The sequence below is a fragment of the Candidatus Electronema sp. JC genome, from assembly GCF_048287365.2.
GTDB lineage: Bacteria > Desulfobacterota > Desulfobulbia > Desulfobulbales > Desulfobulbaceae > Electronema.
In genome coordinates, this window is the sequence record NZ_JBLWEM020000031.1 from 27,042 (window position 1) to 44,229 (window position 17,188).

Annotated in this window: 16 protein-coding genes; 8 read left to right on the forward strand and 8 right to left on the reverse strand. The window is 58.7% G+C overall.

Going from position 1 to position 17,188, the window contains the following annotated elements:
* Positions 1 to 283 precede the first annotated feature (283 nt).
* Positions 284 to 1,168, forward strand: coding sequence for a phosphate/phosphite/phosphonate ABC transporter substrate-binding protein (locus ACNKH3_RS05045; protein WP_420208464.1), 885 nt, complete (start codon positions 284 to 286; stop codon positions 1,166 to 1,168).
* A gap of 9 nt (positions 1,169 to 1,177) precedes the next feature.
* Here ACNKH3_RS05045 and rpsA read toward each other — a convergent pair whose 3' ends face one another.
* From rpsA to ACNKH3_RS05070, 5 genes are all read right to left on the reverse strand, one after another.
* Positions 1,178 to 2,338: a 30S ribosomal protein S1 gene (rpsA, locus tag ACNKH3_RS05050; RefSeq protein WP_420208465.1), complete on the reverse strand. Its 1,161-nt coding sequence runs from the start codon at positions 2,336 to 2,338 to the stop codon at positions 1,178 to 1,180.
* 121 nt (positions 2,339 to 2,459) lie between these two features.
* On the reverse strand, positions 2,460 to 3,206 hold the full coding sequence (locus ACNKH3_RS05055) for a hypothetical protein (protein WP_417916764.1): 747 nt from the start codon (positions 3,204 to 3,206) through the stop codon (positions 2,460 to 2,462).
* Between the two features lie 45 nt (positions 3,207 to 3,251).
* The gene (locus ACNKH3_RS05060) at positions 3,252 to 3,968 is read right to left on the reverse strand and encodes a LolA family protein (RefSeq protein WP_417916763.1); all 717 of its coding nucleotides are present in this window, start codon (positions 3,966 to 3,968) and stop codon (positions 3,252 to 3,254) included.
* Positions 3,961 to 4,749, reverse strand: coding sequence for a glutamate racemase (gene murI, locus ACNKH3_RS05065; protein ID WP_417916762.1), 789 nt, complete (start codon positions 4,747 to 4,749; stop codon positions 3,961 to 3,963). The genes ACNKH3_RS05060 and murI overlap by 8 nt, the downstream gene beginning before the upstream one ends.
* A gap of 3 nt (positions 4,750 to 4,752) precedes the next feature.
* Positions 4,753 to 5,193 carry a MucR family transcriptional regulator gene (locus tag ACNKH3_RS05070; protein WP_417916761.1) on the reverse strand — a complete coding sequence of 147 codons (441 nt, stop codon included), beginning with the start codon at positions 5,191 to 5,193 and terminating at the stop codon, positions 4,753 to 4,755.
* Between the two features lie 596 nt (positions 5,194 to 5,789).
* Here ACNKH3_RS05070 and ACNKH3_RS05075 point away from each other — a divergent pair.
* The 4 genes from ACNKH3_RS05075 (at position 5,790) to ACNKH3_RS05090 (ending at position 8,891) form a co-directional block, all read left to right on the forward strand.
* Positions 5,790 to 6,056, forward strand: coding sequence for an FmdB family zinc ribbon protein (locus ACNKH3_RS05075; RefSeq protein ID WP_417916760.1), 267 nt, complete (start codon positions 5,790 to 5,792; stop codon positions 6,054 to 6,056).
* A 166-nt stretch (positions 6,057 to 6,222) separates the two neighbouring features.
* The gene (locus ACNKH3_RS05080) at positions 6,223 to 6,570 is read left to right on the forward strand and encodes a hypothetical protein (RefSeq protein ID WP_417916759.1); all 348 of its coding nucleotides are present in this window, start codon (positions 6,223 to 6,225) and stop codon (positions 6,568 to 6,570) included.
* Positions 6,571 to 6,609: 39 nt separating this feature from the next.
* The gene (locus ACNKH3_RS05085; protein ID WP_420208466.1) at positions 6,610 to 7,740 is read left to right on the forward strand and encodes a cyclic nucleotide-binding domain-containing protein; all 1,131 of its coding nucleotides are present in this window, start codon (positions 6,610 to 6,612) and stop codon (positions 7,738 to 7,740) included.
* Between the two features lie 62 nt (positions 7,741 to 7,802).
* Positions 7,803 to 8,891, forward strand: coding sequence for a cyclic nucleotide-binding domain-containing protein (locus ACNKH3_RS05090; protein WP_417916757.1), 1,089 nt, complete (start codon positions 7,803 to 7,805; stop codon positions 8,889 to 8,891).
* Positions 8,892 to 8,896: 5 nt separating this feature from the next.
* On the opposite strand, the gene ACNKH3_RS05095 is transcribed toward ACNKH3_RS05090, so the two are convergent.
* On the reverse strand, positions 8,897 to 10,108 hold the full coding sequence (locus ACNKH3_RS05095; protein ID WP_417916756.1) for a beta-ketoacyl-ACP synthase II: 1,212 nt from the start codon (positions 10,106 to 10,108) through the stop codon (positions 8,897 to 8,899).
* Between the two features lie 167 nt (positions 10,109 to 10,275).
* Here ACNKH3_RS05095 and ACNKH3_RS05100 point away from each other — a divergent pair, with 167 nt between their 5' ends.
* Positions 10,276 to 10,980 (forward strand): DVU0298 family protein, encoded by a 705-nt coding sequence (locus tag ACNKH3_RS05100; RefSeq protein ID WP_420208467.1) that lies wholly within the window; start codon positions 10,276 to 10,278, stop codon positions 10,978 to 10,980.
* Positions 10,977 to 12,251: a D-glycero-beta-D-manno-heptose 1-phosphate adenylyltransferase gene (gene rfaE2 / locus ACNKH3_RS05105; RefSeq protein ID WP_417916288.1), complete on the forward strand. Its 1,275-nt coding sequence runs from the start codon at positions 10,977 to 10,979 to the stop codon at positions 12,249 to 12,251. Before ACNKH3_RS05100 ends, rfaE2 begins: the two co-directional genes overlap by 4 nt.
* A gap of 6 nt (positions 12,252 to 12,257) precedes the next feature.
* Here the strand turns inward: rfaE2 and ACNKH3_RS05110 are convergent, their stop codons facing one another.
* Positions 12,258 to 14,105 (reverse strand): DNA topoisomerase IV subunit B, encoded by a 1,848-nt coding sequence (locus ACNKH3_RS05110; RefSeq protein ID WP_420208468.1) that lies wholly within the window; start codon positions 14,103 to 14,105, stop codon positions 12,258 to 12,260.
* Positions 14,106 to 14,400: 295 nt separating this feature from the next.
* Between ACNKH3_RS05110 and ACNKH3_RS05115 the strand changes: the two genes are divergently transcribed.
* Entirely contained in the window at positions 14,401 to 14,886 is a 486-nt protein-coding gene (locus ACNKH3_RS05115; RefSeq protein WP_420208469.1) for a hypothetical protein, read from the forward strand.
* Between the two features lie 73 nt (positions 14,887 to 14,959).
* Here the strand turns inward: ACNKH3_RS05115 and priA are convergent, their stop codons facing one another.
* Positions 14,960 to 17,188, reverse strand: coding sequence for a replication restart helicase PriA (gene priA / locus ACNKH3_RS05120; protein WP_420208470.1), 2,229 nt, complete (start codon positions 17,186 to 17,188; stop codon positions 14,960 to 14,962).

The window sequence follows — 17,188 nt, forward strand, 5'->3', positions numbered from 1 at the left end:
GTCTCTTCGGATGGTTGTCTGCGCCGGAGCCGGTCTGCGCGTGTTTCCGGTCTCCGCCATTACCAAGAATAGCATATCCGGACCTGAAATCAAAATCTTTCTTCCGGCCGCAGGCCGCGCGGCAGGGCCGCTGTCCTTGACTTTGCCGCTGGTTGTGCGATAATTCTATGAATACCAATTTGTTAATTATTCAGCGCGGCAAAAGCGGAAGATGAATTATATCCGTCCTGCCGCGCCTGTTCAAGCAAAGGCTGCGGATTTTCCGTTTGGAGGAGAAAAAATGATGAACAGACTGATTTTGGCGGCGGCTGCCGTCTGGCTTGTTCTGGCCGCCGGACCGGCTCAAGCGGCGGAAAGCGTCACCATCGGCTTCCTTTCATGGAACGGCCCGTTTAAAGGGATGCGGCAATGGGGCGCAACCGGGGAGTATCTCGCTGAACAGCTGGGGCGGCCTGTGACTGTGCTGCCCTTGGAGTTCCATGAGGTGCTGCCGGCGGTCGCGGCGGGCCGGGTGGATTTTTTCACTGCTGATCCGGCGATGTATCTGGCCGCAAGCAGAGAGCATGGCGCGGCGGCGGTGCTGACGATGAAAAATGCGGAGGTCGGCACAGAGCAGATCGGCGCGGCGCTTTTCACTGCGGCGGAAAACGGGGCGGTCAACGGCCTGACCGATTTGCAAGGCAGAAAATTCGGCGCGCTGCGGCGCTGGTCCTTCGCAGGGTGGCGGATGGCGGAAAAGGAATTTCTCGACGCAGGGCTGGATGCCTACACTTGGCTCTCCACCCTTCGTTTTTTTGACACTCCGCAGGCGGTTGTCAAAGCCGTTCTCAACCGGCAGGTCGACGCTGGCACTCTGCCTGCGGGCCTCTTGGAGCAGATGGCGGCGGCGGGCGCGCTCAGGCTGGAGGATGTCAAAATCCTGGAGCAGAAATTTCACCCGGATTTCCCCTACCTTTGCTCAACGCTGCTGTATCCGGGCTTTCCGCTGGCCCGGACGGCGGACGCTGATCCTGAACTGGCCAAGCAGATTGCCGCCGCGCTCAAGGCCATGCCGCCGGAGCATCCAGCCCTGCTTGCCGCCGGACTCAGCGGCTGGATTGATCCGCTCAACTACGCAGGCGTGGAGCAGATGCTGGGCCAGCTCAAAGGCGGCAGGCCGGATCAGTGAGCTGCCGACTTACCGCCGCTTCGCCGCCGCCTTGTTGAGCAGGTCAGCAAAAGTGCCCATTGACTTGGGAGCCTCTTTCGGCGGCGGAGTCCAGCTCTTGTCCTCATCTTCCTCTTTGGCGACGTAGTCTTCCGGCGCAAGGGAGATGCGCTGCTGGGCTTTGTCCACACCGTCCACCTTCACTGTCACCGCCTGGCCTTCGGACAGCGCCTCGCGGGGATGGTGGATGCGGCGGCCAGAGCCGAGTTTGGAGATGTGCAGCAGGCCGTCAATGCCCGGCTCCAGCGTGATGAACGCGCCAAAGGCGGCCAGCCGCGAGACCGTGCCGCTGTGGACGCTGCCGATCAGGTATTTTTCTTCGACCCGATCCCACGGATTTTCCAGCATGTCGCGCAGGCTGAGGGAGATGCGCTCTTTGTCCCAGTCAATTTTTTTCACCAGCACCGCCACCCGCTGGCCAATGCTGAGAACATCCTCAACCTTGGCAGTTTGGCCCCAAGCCAGCTCGGAGATAGGAATCAGGCCGTCCGCGCCGCCGATGTCAACAAAGGCCCCGAAATCACGGATGGAGCTGACTGTGCCTTCGACGCGGTCGCCCTCGTGCAGGCTCTCACGCAGCTGCGCCCTGCGCTGCTCGCGCTCCTCTTCCAGCAGGGCGCGGGCGGAGACGATGATGTTGCGGCCTTTTTTGCCGAACTCAATGATCTTGAAGACCATTTCCTGATCCAGATACGTTTCCGCCGACTCGGTGCGGTGCAGGCCCATCTGCGAGTACGGGCAGAAGGCGCGCTGTCCGGCGACCGTCACTTGGAAGCCGCCTTTGATCTCCGCCGTCACCTTGCCCTTGACCGGAATGCCCGCCGCAAACGCCTGCTCCAGCTCCGCGCTGCCCGCCCGGCCAGAGCCGACGCGGGTGGTGAAGACCAGCTCGCCGCCGCGCTGGGCAAGAAAAAAGACGGTGATCTTGTCGCCGACACCGAGAGTCAGCTCGCCGTTTTCATTGCGGCATTCGGCTGCGCTGAGAAGGCCCTCGCTCTTGCCGCCGAGATCAAGAAAGATGTTCTCGCCGCTGATGTCGGCAATCACCGCCTCTATCTTGTCGCCGGGCCGAAGCTGCTGGCCAGTGACGGTTTTTTCTTGGAACAGGTCTGCAAAGGATTCTTGGGTCATGGTTGGAATGCAGGCAGAAATAACATTGACAACGAATCTACATAACTCATTTTTTCTTAAATTAAATATGATACTGGACAAACAGATAAAAAACTATACACGCTGAATATTTTAGTTTTATTTAATTTATTGTCATTTTTAATCGAAGTAATTCATTTTTTGAATGAGCATCTAAGATATCTCTGTAACCATCAGAGACATCTATTCCTTCATCGGAAATTACTTGCTTAGATATAGGCCCACTTTCAAGGTAATTAACCATTAAATCTTCAGTTGAAATGTATTTTTTGGAGAGAAGAAATTCGTTTAAATAAGAATGACAACCTTTTAGTTTCTCCATCAATTTCATTAACGATAACTCCATGTCAAGGCAGCCAATTTTAATGTCTATCTCATATTTTTCCTCATTTGAGCTATAAGCTAAAGTGTTAAAACTAGTTCCAATTGGCAGTGTTGCGTATGATATTGTTTTTGAGGTCAATCCATCAAGTGAATAAGATAATGCACCCATTACTGGATAAACATCATTTCTTGCTAATTTTTTAGAAGTTTTTGATCCAGATAAATGCTGTATATAATTCCTAAAAGAATTTACTTCTTTCAGGCAAGTATCAAAATTTGAGTACCTCTCATCTTTATGAGAAAGCCCACGTATTTTTCCTATGCAATCACCATATCTATGCAGCATATCAATCAATGTCCATGCCGAAGAATAAATCAATACGACGGAATCCGTGTGGGAGTTATTAAATATTCTTAGCAGTTCTAATAAATTATTATAATTTGATTCAGCAATTAGATAAGAAACTCTAACCGCTTCAATTAAGCACATCGTTAACCTGTCATTGATATTCTGAAGTTTCTTCATATGACCTCCTGACATATCGTTACAAACGATTGCTAATCGCCTCTTTTACTGTCTCACCACCTCAGTCCCCGGCGGCAAATCCAGTCGGACAAGTTCCTCGGTAACTTTAGCAGAACCCGCAGGCAGCTCATTAAACTTGATGTTGTTGAAAAGCAATTCCGTCAGCGTATCGAAATGATCTTCCATCACCAGCTTGCGGATGTTGGACTTGCTGTCAAACCAGACATGCACCGTTTTAATCTGCCCGTGCGGCTTTTTTGGCACAAGCTGCGCGATCTGAATATCCTGCCCCGCTGCTGCGCTGGAAACAAAGCGGCTCTGCGCAGGCTGAACATCAAAATCATCAGTCAAATTGCGGCTGCCTGCAAAAAGCGAAGCGGTGATGTCAGATTCCAGCTCCGCCGCTGAGGAAATCAGCACCTGCTTGTCTTTTTCCGTATAAACAGAAAGCTGCTTGCCGTCATTGAGAATAATCTGCTTGTCCGGCTCAGTGTAGTTCCAGCGCATGATGCCCGGACTGCCGTTGCCGGGGCGGTAAAATACGCTGCTGCCCGCGCCGTGTCGGTCGCGTCTGCCGCTGCGGGTGATTTGCTGGAAATCAAAACTGAAGCTGGTCTGGCTGCGGTAAAGCTGCTGAATTTTTTCGACCTGCTGCCGCAACTCCGTCTCGGAGGCGGCTCTGGCTCCGCGCAAATCAGCGGCCAGCAGAACAAAAAGCAGGAGGGGAAGGAAAAGAAAATTACGGAATGCCGGATTAAACATCTACTTTTTCCAAATGAATAGGTCGGCCAAAAATGCGGTCAGCGAGCTGCTGCACCGGGCCGGTGGAGTCAGAAACAAAAAAGCGGCTTTGCCGCCCGCGCTCCGCCCTATTTAAAGCGATATCGGGATTTTTATCAAGAAATTCTTTCAGGTGCCGGGCCGCTTCCGCTGAAGAGTCAATCAGCCGCACCCGCCTGCCGATCCGGGTCTGAATCAGCCTGCCGAGCAGAGGATAATGCGTGCAGCCAAGGATCAGCGTGTCGATCTGCTGTTGGCGCAGCGGCTGCAAATAACGGCGCAGAATCATTTTGGTCTCGCGAGCGTCAAGCCAGTCCTCCTCGACAAGGGGAACCAGCAGCGGGCAGGCTTGGCTGAAAATTTTGCAGCCGGGCCGCGCCGCCTCCAGCCGCCGCTCATACACCTGCGAGCGCACGGTGGCTCTGGTGCCGATGATGCCGATTCTGCCGCTGACAGTCACTGCCGCCGCTTTTTCCACAGCAGCAGCGACCACGTCGATGATTGGAACCGAATACTGCCGCCGCAAGGTTTCAGAGGCGGTGGCCGCCGCAGAGTTGCAGGCGATCACCACCGCCGCCGCTCCCTGACTGAGCAGGAAATCGGTGTTGCGGCGGCAGCATTCGGTGATGACTTCGGGGCTTTTGGAGCCGTAAGGGCTGCGGGCGATGTCGCCGAAATACAGCAGCGGCAGATCAGGACAGAGGTCTTCAATCGCCTTGGCGACGGTCATCCCGCCGACCCCGGAGTCAAAAACGCCGATCATCGATCATGCGGATTTTTTCTTTTTGCCCGCCCGCTCGGCGATGGACTTGCGCAGGTTCGGGTGAATGCCGCGCTCCTTGCTGGCTGCCGAACGCTCGTCGGACAGGGCCTTGGCGCAGAGGGACTGACGGCTGGAGAAGCCGTATTTCTTGCGGTACTCGCGGGCTGTCATGCCGTGGGATTTCAAATGCTTGGTCAGCATCTTGAAAGCCTGGCCGCACTCAAGGCAGACGATGTCGTTCTTGCGGATCGAACGCTTCGGCTCCATGATTGGAGCCGCGTCTTTATCCTCCGCGCCGCAGCCGCAGCTTTCAGCGTCCTGCAAGGATTTCAGCGTCTGATAGGTGCTCTGGAGAGCGGCTTTGATCTCATCGCCGCTCATCTTGGAGCCGCTGGATTGAGACTGGACAATTTCAGCAGCAAGTTCAACTAATGTTTTGCTCATGTTGCACTCCAATGGAAATGAATAGGTTAAGCAGCGGACAAAGCATGAAAACAAGACCGCCTGAACATCTGCGCCGCTGACAGGAAAGCCCGGAAAAAACAGCTGCTGCCGATGCCCGGCAGCCGACTGCTCGCCGCTGTTTTTCTTCTTTGCGCAAACAGCAGGGCTGATGCCGCCTGCCCGCTGTTTTTTTTCTGCCGTCCACAGGATGACAGGCTGAGCTGCCGAATCAGGGTCATGCGCGTCCGCCTTGGTGTCCGCTGCCGATGACAGATAAATCAAATTTAATTATCTTATCTGATTTATTTGCACAGTGCAATACTATTACGCAGGAGCGGAACGTTTATTTTGAATCCGCATGTCTTATCTGGCATGAGACATGGACAGGATGCTCTTGAATTCTTGAAATAATCACCGCGTCTGCCCGGGCTTTTCAAGGTGATGCCGGGCCAAGGCGCGGCAGGCCGGGAACAGCGGCGCGACCGCTTTCCTGATTGACAGGCGGGCGGCGCGGCATTATTGTTGGCTTATCTGGGCGGCTTTTTATTGCGGCAATGATATTAGCCGGTTAAATCATACCACCACGAGGTGCGCAAATGCCTGTGTACGAGTACAGATGTTCCGCCTGCGAGCGTGTGTTTGAAGTGCAGCAGAAAATCAGCGATCCGCCGCTGACAACCTGCTCCGAATGCGGCGGCGGCGTGAAAAAATTGGTTTCCGCCAGCGCTTTTCACCTGAAGGGCGGCGGCTGGTACGCGGACGGCTACAGCTCCGGCGGCAGCTGCAAGGAGGGCGGCGGCGCGGCCAAAGAGCCGCCCGCCTGCCAGGGCGGAAGCTGCCCCGGCTGCCCCTCAGCCTCCTGACTCCGCCACTGCCGCCCGCCAGCCGCTGTCGGCGGCAGTGGAGTTTTTGATTGACAGGCTCTTGTCACCGCTGGTACTCTGAAGATATATCAATGAAATTGTCCGGGCCACGGCGGCGGATGCAGGCCGTCCGGCGGCACGCCACCGCAGAGCAAGGAGAGGAAAGATGGCAAGCGCAGCGGCAGCAGAAGGTTTTTTTGGCAAAATCGGCGCATGGCTGCAAAGCACCAATGTGCCGCAGCAGATTCAGGACGTTGATTTCTCAGGTCTGTTCAGCAATCCCTATTTTTTAGTCCCCTTCATCGCCATTGTCGGCTACATGATCTGGAAGCAGTCATTCAATGAGCTGATCATCCTTTTGATATTCATAGCCCTTTGGTGGCTTTCCGGCACCGAGTACATGCAGACCCTGGTTGTGGACGGCGAGCTGCAGATCAAAAAGATACTGCCGGTGCTGATCGGCGCCTCGGCGGTCTTGGCCTTCATCATCTACTTGTATTTCGGACGGCACTGAGCCGGGCGTTTTTTTCTCTTCTGAATCGGGCTACCCAGCATGGACTACCGCAACGCTGTTTTTGTCGTCACCTCGGAGGACTCCTGTCCTATTTACAATGTCGGCGAGGAGCTGCAAATTCAAGACGGAGCGGTCAGCGCTGATTTTGAAAAGCCGGTCTGCATGCTGCTGGTGCAGGAGCTGCACAAAGCCTTGATTAAAAAGCCGGGCGAGCAGCGCTTCACTCAGATGGCGATGCAGCGGGCCTCCTTCAAATGCCCTGGCTGCACCGGCTCGATGCGCTTCGAGTATAAAAAGGAAAAAGGCTTCTCCACCTTGCAGATGAACCTGCTGCGGATTGCTGACAAAAAAGCCCGCAAGCGGCATGTAGAGGCCCTGTTCAAGCATCTGCGGACGATGGAGGTTTTTGAGCTGCTGGAGGATCATGACCTGCTCGATCTGATCTCCATGCTCAAGCTCAAGCAGTTTGACCCCAACAAGATCATCATCGCCGAAGGCGCCAGAGGCACCCATCTTTACATCATTCTTTCCGGCAAGGTGGCCATTGTCAAAGGCGAGAAGGAGGTCATCGCCGAGATCGGGCGGGGCGAGATTTTCGGCGAGATGAGCCTGCTCTCCGGCGAGCCGGCGGGCAGCTCGGTTTATTCACGCACTGTGGTCAAATTTGGCACCATCAACGGCAAGGATTTGAAATTCATCCTCAACCGCTATCCGGTGCTGCAAATTTTCTTTTACCGCCTCTTGGTCAACCGGGCGCAGATGAACATGGCCCGCTCCGGCAAGATCAGCTCCGGCATGAGCGGCGAACTGATCTACATCAGCCCGGTGGAGCTGTTCCAGCTGATCAACTCCGGCGGCAAATCGGGCAAGGTGGATCTGATCTTCCCGGATGGCCACGCGGTCATCCTTTTCAATGAAGGCGAGATTGTTTACGCCACCATCGGCGATCTAGAGGGCAAGGAAGCACTCTTCGAGGTGATGGGCAAAAAGAAAGGCTCCTTCAGCTACAACACCCATCTGGCGGCCAAATATCACAAACTTCAGCCGCTGGGCGGCTTCATGGGCCTGCTCATGGAAGGCTTGCAAAAGCTGGACGAGCTGCAGGCCGGGGCTGCCGCCGGGCCAGGTCAGCCGGAGCAGGACTTCGACATGGACGAGGACGACGAATAGCCTCTGTCCGCTCCTGCGCGCTCCTTGGCGCCACCGTTTTCCTTCCGCGTCAAACCGACTGAATGGAATTCCGCAACGCTGTTTTTGTGGTGACTGAGGAGCACTCCTGTCCGCTCTACAACGTGGGCGAAGAGTTCAGCGTGCAGAATTCCTCCTTGAGCGTGGACCGGGACAAGCCGGTCTGCCTGCTGATGGTGCGGGAGCTGCTCAAGGCCCTCAGCGACACCAAAGCCTTGGAGCAGCGGATCAGCCTCCAGCCGCAGCAGAAGGCCAAGTTTGAATGCGGCGGCTGCACCGGCCTGATCCGCTTTGAGTACAAAAAAGAGCGGGCCTACTCCACCTTGCAGATGAACCTGCTCAAAGCGGCGGAGCAGCGGGCCAAGCAGCAGATCATCGCGCAGTTCTTCGGCATCCTCCGTGACATGGAGCTGTTCGAGCCGTTGAGCGACTTTGATTTGCAGGACTTGGCCCTGATGATGAAGATGAAGGGCTATCCGCCCAACAAAATCATCATTGAGGAGGGCGAGCGGGGCACGAATTTTTATGTCGTCCTTTCCGGCAAAGTGGCGGTGGTGCGGAAGGACAGCGAGATCATCGCCGAGATCGGGCCAGGCGGCATCTTCGGCGAGATGAGCCTGCTTTCCGGCGAGCTGACCTATCCCTCGGTCTATTCGCGCACCGCCTGCCAGCTGGCCACGCTCAACTCCAAAGATTTCAAGCATGTTCTCTCCAAATATCCTATCCTCCAGATATTTTTCTACCGTGTTTTAGTCAACCGCGCTCAGGAGAACACCCTGCGGCAGGGCAAGATCAGCTCCGGCATGAGCGGCGATCTGACCGAGATCAACCCGGTGGATCTGTTTCAGATGATCAATTCCGGCGGCAAAACAGGGCGGGTTTCTTTTGAGCTGGAAGGCAGCGGGACAGCCGAAGCCCTGTTCAACGAGGGCGAAGTGGTCAGCTGCTCGCACGGCGCGTTGACGGACAAGAACGCATTCTTCGCCATTTTAGTGCAGCAGAGGGGCCGCTTCACCTACACCAAGGGCCTGACAGCCGAGGAAAAACAGCTGCCGGTGCTGGGCGGTTTCATGGGGCTGGTCATGGAGGGCCTCCAGCGCATTGACGAGGAACAGGAGATCGGCGACGAGTAGCAGTCTCAGAGCCTGCGGAAAATCAGGCAGGCGTTGATGCCGCCGAAGCCGTAGCTGCTGGACATCACGGTGTTCAGCTCCGCCTGCCGGGTCTCGCGGACGATATTCATGTCCTCGGCTTCCGGCTCCAGATTGTCAATATTGGCGGTGGCGGCGATGAAGCCGTGCTTGAGCATCAGCAGGCTGTAGATGGCCTCGTGCGCTCCTGCCGCGCCGAGCGAGTGGCCAGACAGCGATTTGGTCGAGCTGATCTGCGGCACGCTGCTGCCGAAAACCTGCCGCACCGCCCGCAGCTCCACCATGTCGCCCGCAGGCGTGGATGTGCCGTGGGCGTTGAGATAATCGACCGTTTCAACACCCGCCATTTGCAGGGCCATGCTCATGCAGCGGGCCGCGCCTTCGCCGGAGGGCGAAACCATGTCGTGGCCGTCCGCTGTGGCTCCGTAGCCGATAATTTCCGCATAGATTGGCGCGCCCCGGCGGCGGGCGCGCTCCAGCTCCTCCACCACCAGCACGCCCGCGCCGTTGGCGACGACAAAGCCGTCCCGGTCGCGGTCCCAAGGCCGCGAAGCCTGCTCAGGCCGGTCGTTGAAGCGGGTCGAGAGCGCTCCCATCGCGTCAAACATCGCGGTCTGCGTCCAATGCTCCTCGTCGCTGCCGCCCGCAAAAACGATGTCCTGCCTGCCGAGCAGAATCTGCTCATACGCCGCGCCGATGCAGTGCGCGCCGGTGGCGCAGGCCGAGGAGACAGAATAGCAGACTCCGAGAATTTTGAACGGCGCAACCAAGCCGGCGGAGACTGTGCTGGCCATGGTGCGCGGCACCATGAAGGGGCTGAGGCGGCGCAGGCCCTTGCTGCGCACGATGTCCGCCGCAGCCACCACATTTTCCGCCGAAGTGCCGCCGGAGCCGATGATCAGGCCGGTGCGCGGCGAGGAGACTTCATCCGCGCGCAGGCCGCTGTCCTTGACCGCCTGCCGCATGGCGATGCAGGCGTAGGCGGCGGCATTGCCCATAAAACGCAAAGTTTTCTTGTCAAGATGCTCCTCGCAGCGCAGGCGGGTGAAGGCGCCGATCCGCGACCGCAGGCCCAGCTCCTCGTAGGCAGGCCAGCAGCGGATGCCGGAACGGCCCTGCCGCAGCGCGTCCAGCACCTCCTCCGCGCTGTCTCCCAAGGGCGAAACAATGCCCAAACCTGTGATGACCGCTCTCCGCATTCCTTCTTGCTGTTTGCCGTCTTTTTTTGTATGAATGGAGCGCGGGCCGCGCCCACCCTTGAAACAAAACAGATTTTTTCCAAAAAAACAACATTTTTTCCTGAAAAGGACGGAACTTGCCGGTATGACTGCCGCAATTTCCCTTTCAGACTAAAAGGACTGGCGGCATGAGCGCGAGAAAAATCAAACAGCAGGTGCTTGACCTGCTCGGTCAGGAAGACTTGACGCAGATTGAGCGCGGCTTGTCCGCCTTGGACGCGAAAGAGGCGGTCAACGCCCTCATCGCCGCCATCTGCCGGAGCGAGGAGCGGCTGCGCTGGCACGCGGTCACGGCGACAGGCTGGACGGTCGCCCGCTTAGCGGACAAGGAGATGGAGGCGGCGCGGATCATCATGCGCCGCCTGCTCTGGAGCCTGAACGAGGAGTCCGGCGGCATCGGCTGGGGCGCGCCGGAGGCGATGGCCGAAATTTTCTGCCGCCACGAGGGCTTGGCCGAGGAATACGTCCACATGCTCCTGTCCTACATGCGGCCAGACGGCGACCTGCCGCATCAGGACGGCAATTTTTTGGAGCATGAAACCTTGCAGCGCGGCCTGCTTTGGGCTGCCGGGCGGCTGGCGCAGTGCCGCCGCGAGCTAGCTTTAAGTAAAGGCATGGCCGACGATCTGCCGCAGTATTTGGATTCACCAGACGGCGCGGTGCGCGGGCTGGCGGCGCGGGCGATGGGCCTGCTGGGCCGCTGCGCCAATTTTGCAAGACTGCATGAGCTGCAAGCGGACAGCGCGAGGCTGCGGCTCTATGAGGATGGAAAAATCAGCACTGTGACCGTGGCTGAGCTGGCGGCGCAGGCTCTTGCGAGGCTGAAGACATGAAAACAATATTTCCCCACGCCGCCTGCCTGCAATTAGAAATTCATGTCGGCGACATTCCAGCCAATCTACGCCAGTTCCGCGAGCTGCTGGCCGCGCAGCGGTTCCCGGAAAACACCCTTGCGGTTCTGCCGGAAGTCTGGGCCAGCGGTTTCGATTATCCCAACGCCGCCGCGCTGGCGGAGCAGAGTCCGGCAATTCTTGCCGAACTGCGCAACACAGCGGCGGAGCGCAGGCTCTGGTTCGCCGGCTCGCTCTTGGAGCCGCAGCCCGGCGGCGGCAGGCCCTGCAACACCCTTTTTCTTGTCGGGCCGGACGGCATGGCGGGCAAGTATCAGAAGCAGCATCTGTTCCGCTTCTGGCAGGAGGAAGAATATTTGCAAGCCGGACAGGAGCCGCTGCCTATCAGCAGTCCCTTTGGGCCGATTGGCGCCCTGATCTGCTACGACCTCCGTTTTCCTGAAATCAGCCGGAACCAAGTTTTCGCGGGCAGCCGTTTGATCATCGTTTCCGCGCAATGGCCTTCAGCCCGGCTGGCGCACTGGCGGCTGCTGACGCAGGCGCGGGCGGTGGAGAATCAGGCTTTTGTCGTCGCCTGCAACGGCTGCGGCGCGGTCGGCGAGGGCAGGCTGGCCGGGCACTCGCTGCTCATCGCCCCGGACGGCCAAATTCTTGCCGAAGCAGGGGAGGAAGCTGAATGCGTCCAGGCGCAGCTTGACGAGGCGGAATTAGACAAGCTGCGCTCCCGCTTCTGCACGGCTGGCGAGCGGCCTTGGCCGGGCTGGGACGCAAACAAGATGGTTGATCTGGAGACCCTGCGGGCGCGGCTGGCATTGATCCGGCGGCAGGGCAGCAAGGCCGTTTTCACCAACGGTTGTTTTGATCTCCTTCACGCCGGACACGTCGATTATCTGGAGCAGGCCCGCGCCTGCGGCGACTGCCTTGTGGTCGGTCTGAACGCGGACAGCTCGGTGCGGCGGCTGAAAGGCCCGTCCCGCCCGGTGAACAGCGAGGCGGATCGGGCCAGAGTCTTGGCCGCGCTCGGCTGCGTCGATTTCATCACCATTTTTGCGGAAGACACTCCGCAGCGGCTTATCAGTGCCCTGCTGCCGGATGTGCTGGTCAAGGGCGCGGACTGGCCGGAAGAGCAGATCGTCGGAGCCGCCGAAGTGAAGGCCGCTGGCGGCGCGGTGCGGCGGATCGCCTTCCGGCACCAGCAGTCCAGCAGCGGGATGATCAGCAGAATCCTGCGGAGCTGCGGCCCGCAGGGCTGAGGCGTTTCAAAGCGGCTGCACGATCAGATGCTCCATGATGTACTGGCGGCGGACGGGCGTATTTTTGCCCATGTAAAACTCAAGCAGGCCGCGCACTTCAGCAATATTGTCCGCCCGCACCTGCTGAAGGCGCATGTCCGGGCCGATGAACTGCTTGAATTCCGGCGGTGAAATCTCGCCCAAGCCCTTGAAGCGTGTCACCTCCACATTGCCGCCGCCCGTCTGCGCCTTGAGGCCGAGCACCGCCTCGTCCCTCTCCCGTTCTGAGTAGCAATAGACCGTCTGCTTCTTGTTCCGCGCCCGGAAGATCGGTGTTTCCAAAATATAGACATGCCCCTGCCGGATCAGCGGCTCGAAATAATGGAGAAAAAAGGTCAGCAGGAGATTGCGGATGTGCAGGCCGTCCACGTCCGCGTCCGTGGCAAGAATGATCCGGTCGTAGCGCAGGTCTTCGGCGGAGTTTTCGACGTTCAGGCTCTGCATCAAAGCGTACATTTCCTCGTTTTTGTAGAGGACATCCAGTTTCTGGCCATGCACGTTAAGAGGCTTGCCCTTGAGCGAGAACACCGCCTGCGTGAGCGGGTCGCGGGAAGAGACGATGGAGCCGGCGGCGGACTGGCCTTCAGTGATGAAGATCATGTTTTCCTCGCCTGGCTTGGAGGCTCTGCCACGCTGCGGATGATATTTGCAGTCCTTGAGCTGAGGAATTTTGAAGGCCACCTTTTTGGCCTGAGCCTTGGCCTCCTTGCGCACGCTTTGCAGCTCCTTGCGGATGCGCTCGTTGCGCTGCACTTTGATCAGCAGGGCCTCGGCGGTCTCCGGCTGCTTGTAGAGATGGTTCGCCACGGCCTCGCGCACCGCGTTGACGATCCAGGCGCGGATGTCGGTGTTGCCCAGCTTGTTCTTGGTCTGCGACTCAAAGACCGGCTCCTGCACCTTGACCGCCAGAATGCCGACCAAACCGTCGCGCACATCCTCGCCTGTATATTTTTTACCCGAAAACTCGTTCACCCCTTTGAGAATGCCCTCGCGGAAGGCGGAAAGGTGCGTGCCGCCTTCAGAAGTGTAGGTGCCATTGACAAAGGAGTAGTAATTTTCCGTGTAATTTTCGGTGTGAGTGAAGACGAATTCGAGGGCCTGCTCTTTATGCTCAATGGCCGGATAGATGCCGCCGCCGTCCAGCTCTTTAGCCAAAAGATCGGGCAGACCTTTCTTGGAAAAATATTCCCGCGCAGGCTCGTCCGCCCAGTTCAGACAGAGCCGCAGCCCGGCGTTGAGATAAGCGTACCGCCAGAGCCGCTGCTCGACATAGCTGAGATCAAAAGTGAAGTCTGGGAAAAGCTGCTGATCGGGCAAAAATTCAATCAAGGTGCCGTCCGGCTCGCCGCTTTGGCCCGCTTCCTCCCGGATCAGCCTGCCGCAGGCGAACTCCGCCTGCATGCAGCGGCCCTCCCGGTGCGAGCGGACCATGAACTGGGCGGACAGCGCGTTGACCGCCTTGGTGCCCACGCCGTTCAGGCCGACCGAGAATTGAAAGACTTCGGTATTGTATTTCGCTCCGGTGTTGATGACCGAGACGCAGTCCACCACCTTGCCCAAAGGAATGCCGCGCCCATAGTCGCGCACCCGGCAGCGGCCCTCCGCATCCACGGCGATCTCAATCTGCCTGCCGCAGCCCATGATGTACTCGTCCACAGCGTTGTCGATGATTTCCTTGAGCAAAATATAGATGCCGTCGTCAGGATCAGAGCCGCTGCCGAGGCGGCCTATGTACATGCCGGGCCGCTTGCGGATGTGCTCCAGCGAGCTGAGGGTTTTGATCTTTGATTCGTCGTACTGGTGCTGTTCGGTCACGTCGTCGTCTGCCTTGCAAGGGTTCTGGGGAGGAAAAAACAGCGCAAGTGTACCCGCTCCGGCGCGGCCCGTCAAAAGGTATGCGCGGAGAGCCGGAGCTGGGCAGTTTTTACTCAGTCAACGCGGCGGGCGGGTAATATCTACCCGGAGAAAAACGCGGGCAAGCTGCCAATCCGGCAGGGAAAAAATAAAAAAGGCACTTTTCACAGTGACATAACGTTGTGGCACGTTATATAATAAAACTGGCACGGATTTAGCATTACTCAGATCAAGCGAACTGACGAGGCATCTGAAAATGAATACTGCACAGACAACAGGAAACGTCATCATTGCTGCGGCCCTTGCGGCCAACGTCATGGTTTCTTCCGGCCTTCACGCGGCGGCGGCCCCGCCCTGCGACGTGAAAACCGGACTCTGCCTGCTGCCCGGAGCGGCTTCAGCGGCAAAGGAAGCTCTCGTCTTTGAAACAAGAAAGGCCGCATTGAAAAATCTGGTCTCCCGGCAGGCGGCGGACTGCGCCTTGACCGGCAACGCAGGCGGCAGCCTCACTTTGTCGGCCAAGCTGGCCGGCGAGCTGTTCAGCCTGCGCGAGCAGATGATTCTCAAAGCCAAGGACAGCGGCCTGCTGCTGCAGCTGCCCGGCATTGTCATGGAATTCATGGGCAGCTGCGGGCTGAAGAAAGATTGGAACCAGCTCTGCGGCGATTACGGGAGCCAGCTCCGCAAATACGGCATTCCGTACCGGAAAGGGATACTTGCCGCTTCGGCGCAGGAATCCTGACCAGCATCAACCACGCTCAACCCGGTACCCCGGCAGGTTTACTCCTCCTTTTTTTCCTGCCGGGGTATTTTTTTCACATCATGTTCTCCGGGTCCACATCGACCGTCAGCCGCACTTTTTTCCCGCAGATTTTCCTTTTTTCCCGCAGCAGCTGATCGCAAAGCCAGTGCAGCATTTCCGGCTGCGCTCCTTTTAAGAGGAGCTGCCAGCGGAAGCGGTTTTTAATCAGCGCGAGCGGTGCCGGAGCCGGGCCAAGGATGTCCGCAATCAGGCTGTTTTGTGCGATGACGGCCCGCAGCAGTACCGCCGCCGCTTTGGCCGCCGCCTCAACCTGCATTTCATTTTCCCCGCTGAAGCGAAGATTAATCAGCCTGCCAAAGGGCGGATAGCCGAGCATCGAGCGCAGGGCGATTTCCTGCTCATACACGGCGCGGCAGTCGTGGGCGCGGGCCGCTGTCAGCACGTAATGGCTTGACTGATGCGTCTGAATGATGACCTTGCCCGCCAGCTCGCCCCGCCCCGCCCTGCCCGTCACCTGCGCCAGCAGCTGGAAGGTGCGCTCCGCCGCCTTGCAGTCAGGCAGACTGAGACCGCTGTCCGCCCAGACCACCCCGACCAGCGTCACTTTGGGAAAATGCAGCCCTTTGGCCGCCATCTGCGTGCCGACAAGAATATCAATCTCCTGCTCCCGCACCTGCCGCAGCACGGCGAGCTGCTCCCGGCGGCTTCCTGTTGCGTCGCTGTCCAAGCGGGCGACCCGCGCTTCAGGAAAAAGCCGCCGCACCTCTGCCTCCACCCGCTCCGAGCCAAGCCCAAGCCCGGCCACGTCGCCTGAGCCGCAGTCCGGGCAGATGATGTCCGGCCTGAGCGTGTAGCCGCAGTAGTGGCAGATCAGCTGGTTGCGGCCCCGGTGCAAAGTCAGCGAAACCCGGCAGTTGCGGCAGCGCACCACTGCGCCGCAGTCCCGGCAGAGCATGAAGGCGGCGTAGCCCCGGCGGTTGACAAAGAGCAGGCTTTGCAGGTTGGCGGCCAGATTTTCCTTCAGCGCGGCCAGCAGCCGGTCAGAGAAAAACCAGTTCTCCTTCCGCCCGCGTTTTTCCTTGCTCAAATCAATTAACTCCACTGTCGGCATGACTTGGCCGCCGATGCGCTTGGGCAAGGCGAGCAGGCGGTATTTGCCCTGCTCGGCATGATAGAAGCTGCCGACCGAAGGCGTGGCCGAGCCGAGCAGCACCGGGCAGGAGGCGAAACGCGCCCGCAGCACGGCCATGTCGCGGCCATTGTAGCGCAGGCCGTCATCCTGCTTGTAGGCCGCCTCATGCTCCTCATCAACAATGACCAAGCCCAGTCCGGCGAACGGGGCGAAAACCGCTGACCGCGCTCCGACCGCGACTTTAGCCTCGCCCCGCAGAATCCGCTGCCATTGGTCGAAACGCTCGCCAGCGGACAAGCCGCTGTGCAGCACGGCCAGCCGCTCGCCGAAGCGGGAATAAAACTGCCCTTCCATCTGCGAGGCCAAGGCCAGCTCAGGCACGAGCACCAGCACGTTTTTCTTTTGCGCCAAACAATGCTCCGTCGCCCGCAGATAGACCTCGGTCTTGCCGCTGCCGGTCACGCCGTGGAGAAGGAAGGTCTGAAACGCGCCTGCGTCAATCGCAGTGCTGAGCGCACTGACCGCCGCCGTCTGCTCGGCTGTCAGCTCCGCCGGACGGTCGGAATACGGCAGCAGCTCGCCGAAGGGATCGCGGTAGACGTGCCGCTCCTCCAGCGTGATCAGACCTGCTGCCGCCAAGCCTTTGAGCGCGCCGGTCGCACCGGAATACAGTTTGGTCAGCTCGCGGCGCGGCATGACCGGACTGCCGCCGCAGCACTGATAAAAAAGCTCCAAGGTCTTCTGCTCGGATTTTTTCAGCGCGGCGACAGGCTGATCGGACAGCGGGGCGCAGAGCCGGACAACGGTTTCCGTTTTGGCCTTGGCCGCCGCGCCGCTGGAAGTCCCAGACAGCCCGGCAGGCAAAGCGGTGCGAATGACCTCGCCAATCGGGTGATGATAATACTCCGCCATCCAGCGGAAAAAGGGAATAAGCTGGGCAGGAAAAACGGGATATGCGTCAAGGCAGTCGGCGACCGCCTTGATTGAAACGGCTTCCTCGGCTTCCGGCAGCTGCGCCAGCACGTAGCCGACAACAAGGCGGCTGCCAAGCGGCACCAGCACCCGGATGCCGACCGGCAGCCGCTGCGGATGGCTGTAGGTCAGCGAGCCGGGCAGGGGCGCGGCCACGGCAACTTCATACAGCGGCAC

Excerpts from the sequence above, each read along its gene's own strand:
- ACNKH3_RS05045 (WP_420208464.1), top strand. The coding sequence starts at position 284 with ATGAACAGACTGATTTTGGCGGCGGCTGCCGTCTGGCTTGTTCTGGCC.
- rpsA (WP_420208465.1), bottom strand. The coding sequence starts at position 2,338 with ATGACCCAAGAATCCTTTGCAGACCTGTTCCAAGAAAAAACCGTCACT.
- ACNKH3_RS05055 (WP_417916764.1), bottom strand. The coding sequence starts at position 3,206 with ATGAAGAAACTTCAGAATATCAATGACAGGTTAACGATGTGCTTAATT.
- ACNKH3_RS05060 (WP_417916763.1), bottom strand. The coding sequence starts at position 3,968 with ATGTTTAATCCGGCATTCCGTAATTTTCTTTTCCTTCCCCTCCTGCTT.
- murI (WP_417916762.1), bottom strand. The coding sequence starts at position 4,749 with ATGATCGGCGTTTTTGACTCCGGGGTCGGCGGGATGACCGTCGCCAAG.
- ACNKH3_RS05070 (WP_417916761.1), bottom strand. The coding sequence starts at position 5,193 with ATGAGCAAAACATTAGTTGAACTTGCTGCTGAAATTGTCCAGTCTCAA.
- ACNKH3_RS05075 (WP_417916760.1), top strand. The coding sequence starts at position 5,790 with ATGCCTGTGTACGAGTACAGATGTTCCGCCTGCGAGCGTGTGTTTGAA.
- ACNKH3_RS05080 (WP_417916759.1), top strand. The coding sequence starts at position 6,223 with ATGGCAAGCGCAGCGGCAGCAGAAGGTTTTTTTGGCAAAATCGGCGCA.
- ACNKH3_RS05085 (WP_420208466.1), top strand. The coding sequence starts at position 6,610 with ATGGACTACCGCAACGCTGTTTTTGTCGTCACCTCGGAGGACTCCTGT.
- ACNKH3_RS05090 (WP_417916757.1), top strand. The coding sequence starts at position 7,803 with ATGGAATTCCGCAACGCTGTTTTTGTGGTGACTGAGGAGCACTCCTGT.
- ACNKH3_RS05095 (WP_417916756.1), bottom strand. The coding sequence starts at position 10,108 with ATGCGGAGAGCGGTCATCACAGGTTTGGGCATTGTTTCGCCCTTGGGA.
- ACNKH3_RS05100 (WP_420208467.1), top strand. The coding sequence starts at position 10,276 with ATGAGCGCGAGAAAAATCAAACAGCAGGTGCTTGACCTGCTCGGTCAG.
- rfaE2 (WP_417916288.1), top strand. The coding sequence starts at position 10,977 with ATGAAAACAATATTTCCCCACGCCGCCTGCCTGCAATTAGAAATTCAT.
- ACNKH3_RS05115 (WP_420208469.1), top strand. The coding sequence starts at position 14,401 with ATGAATACTGCACAGACAACAGGAAACGTCATCATTGCTGCGGCCCTT.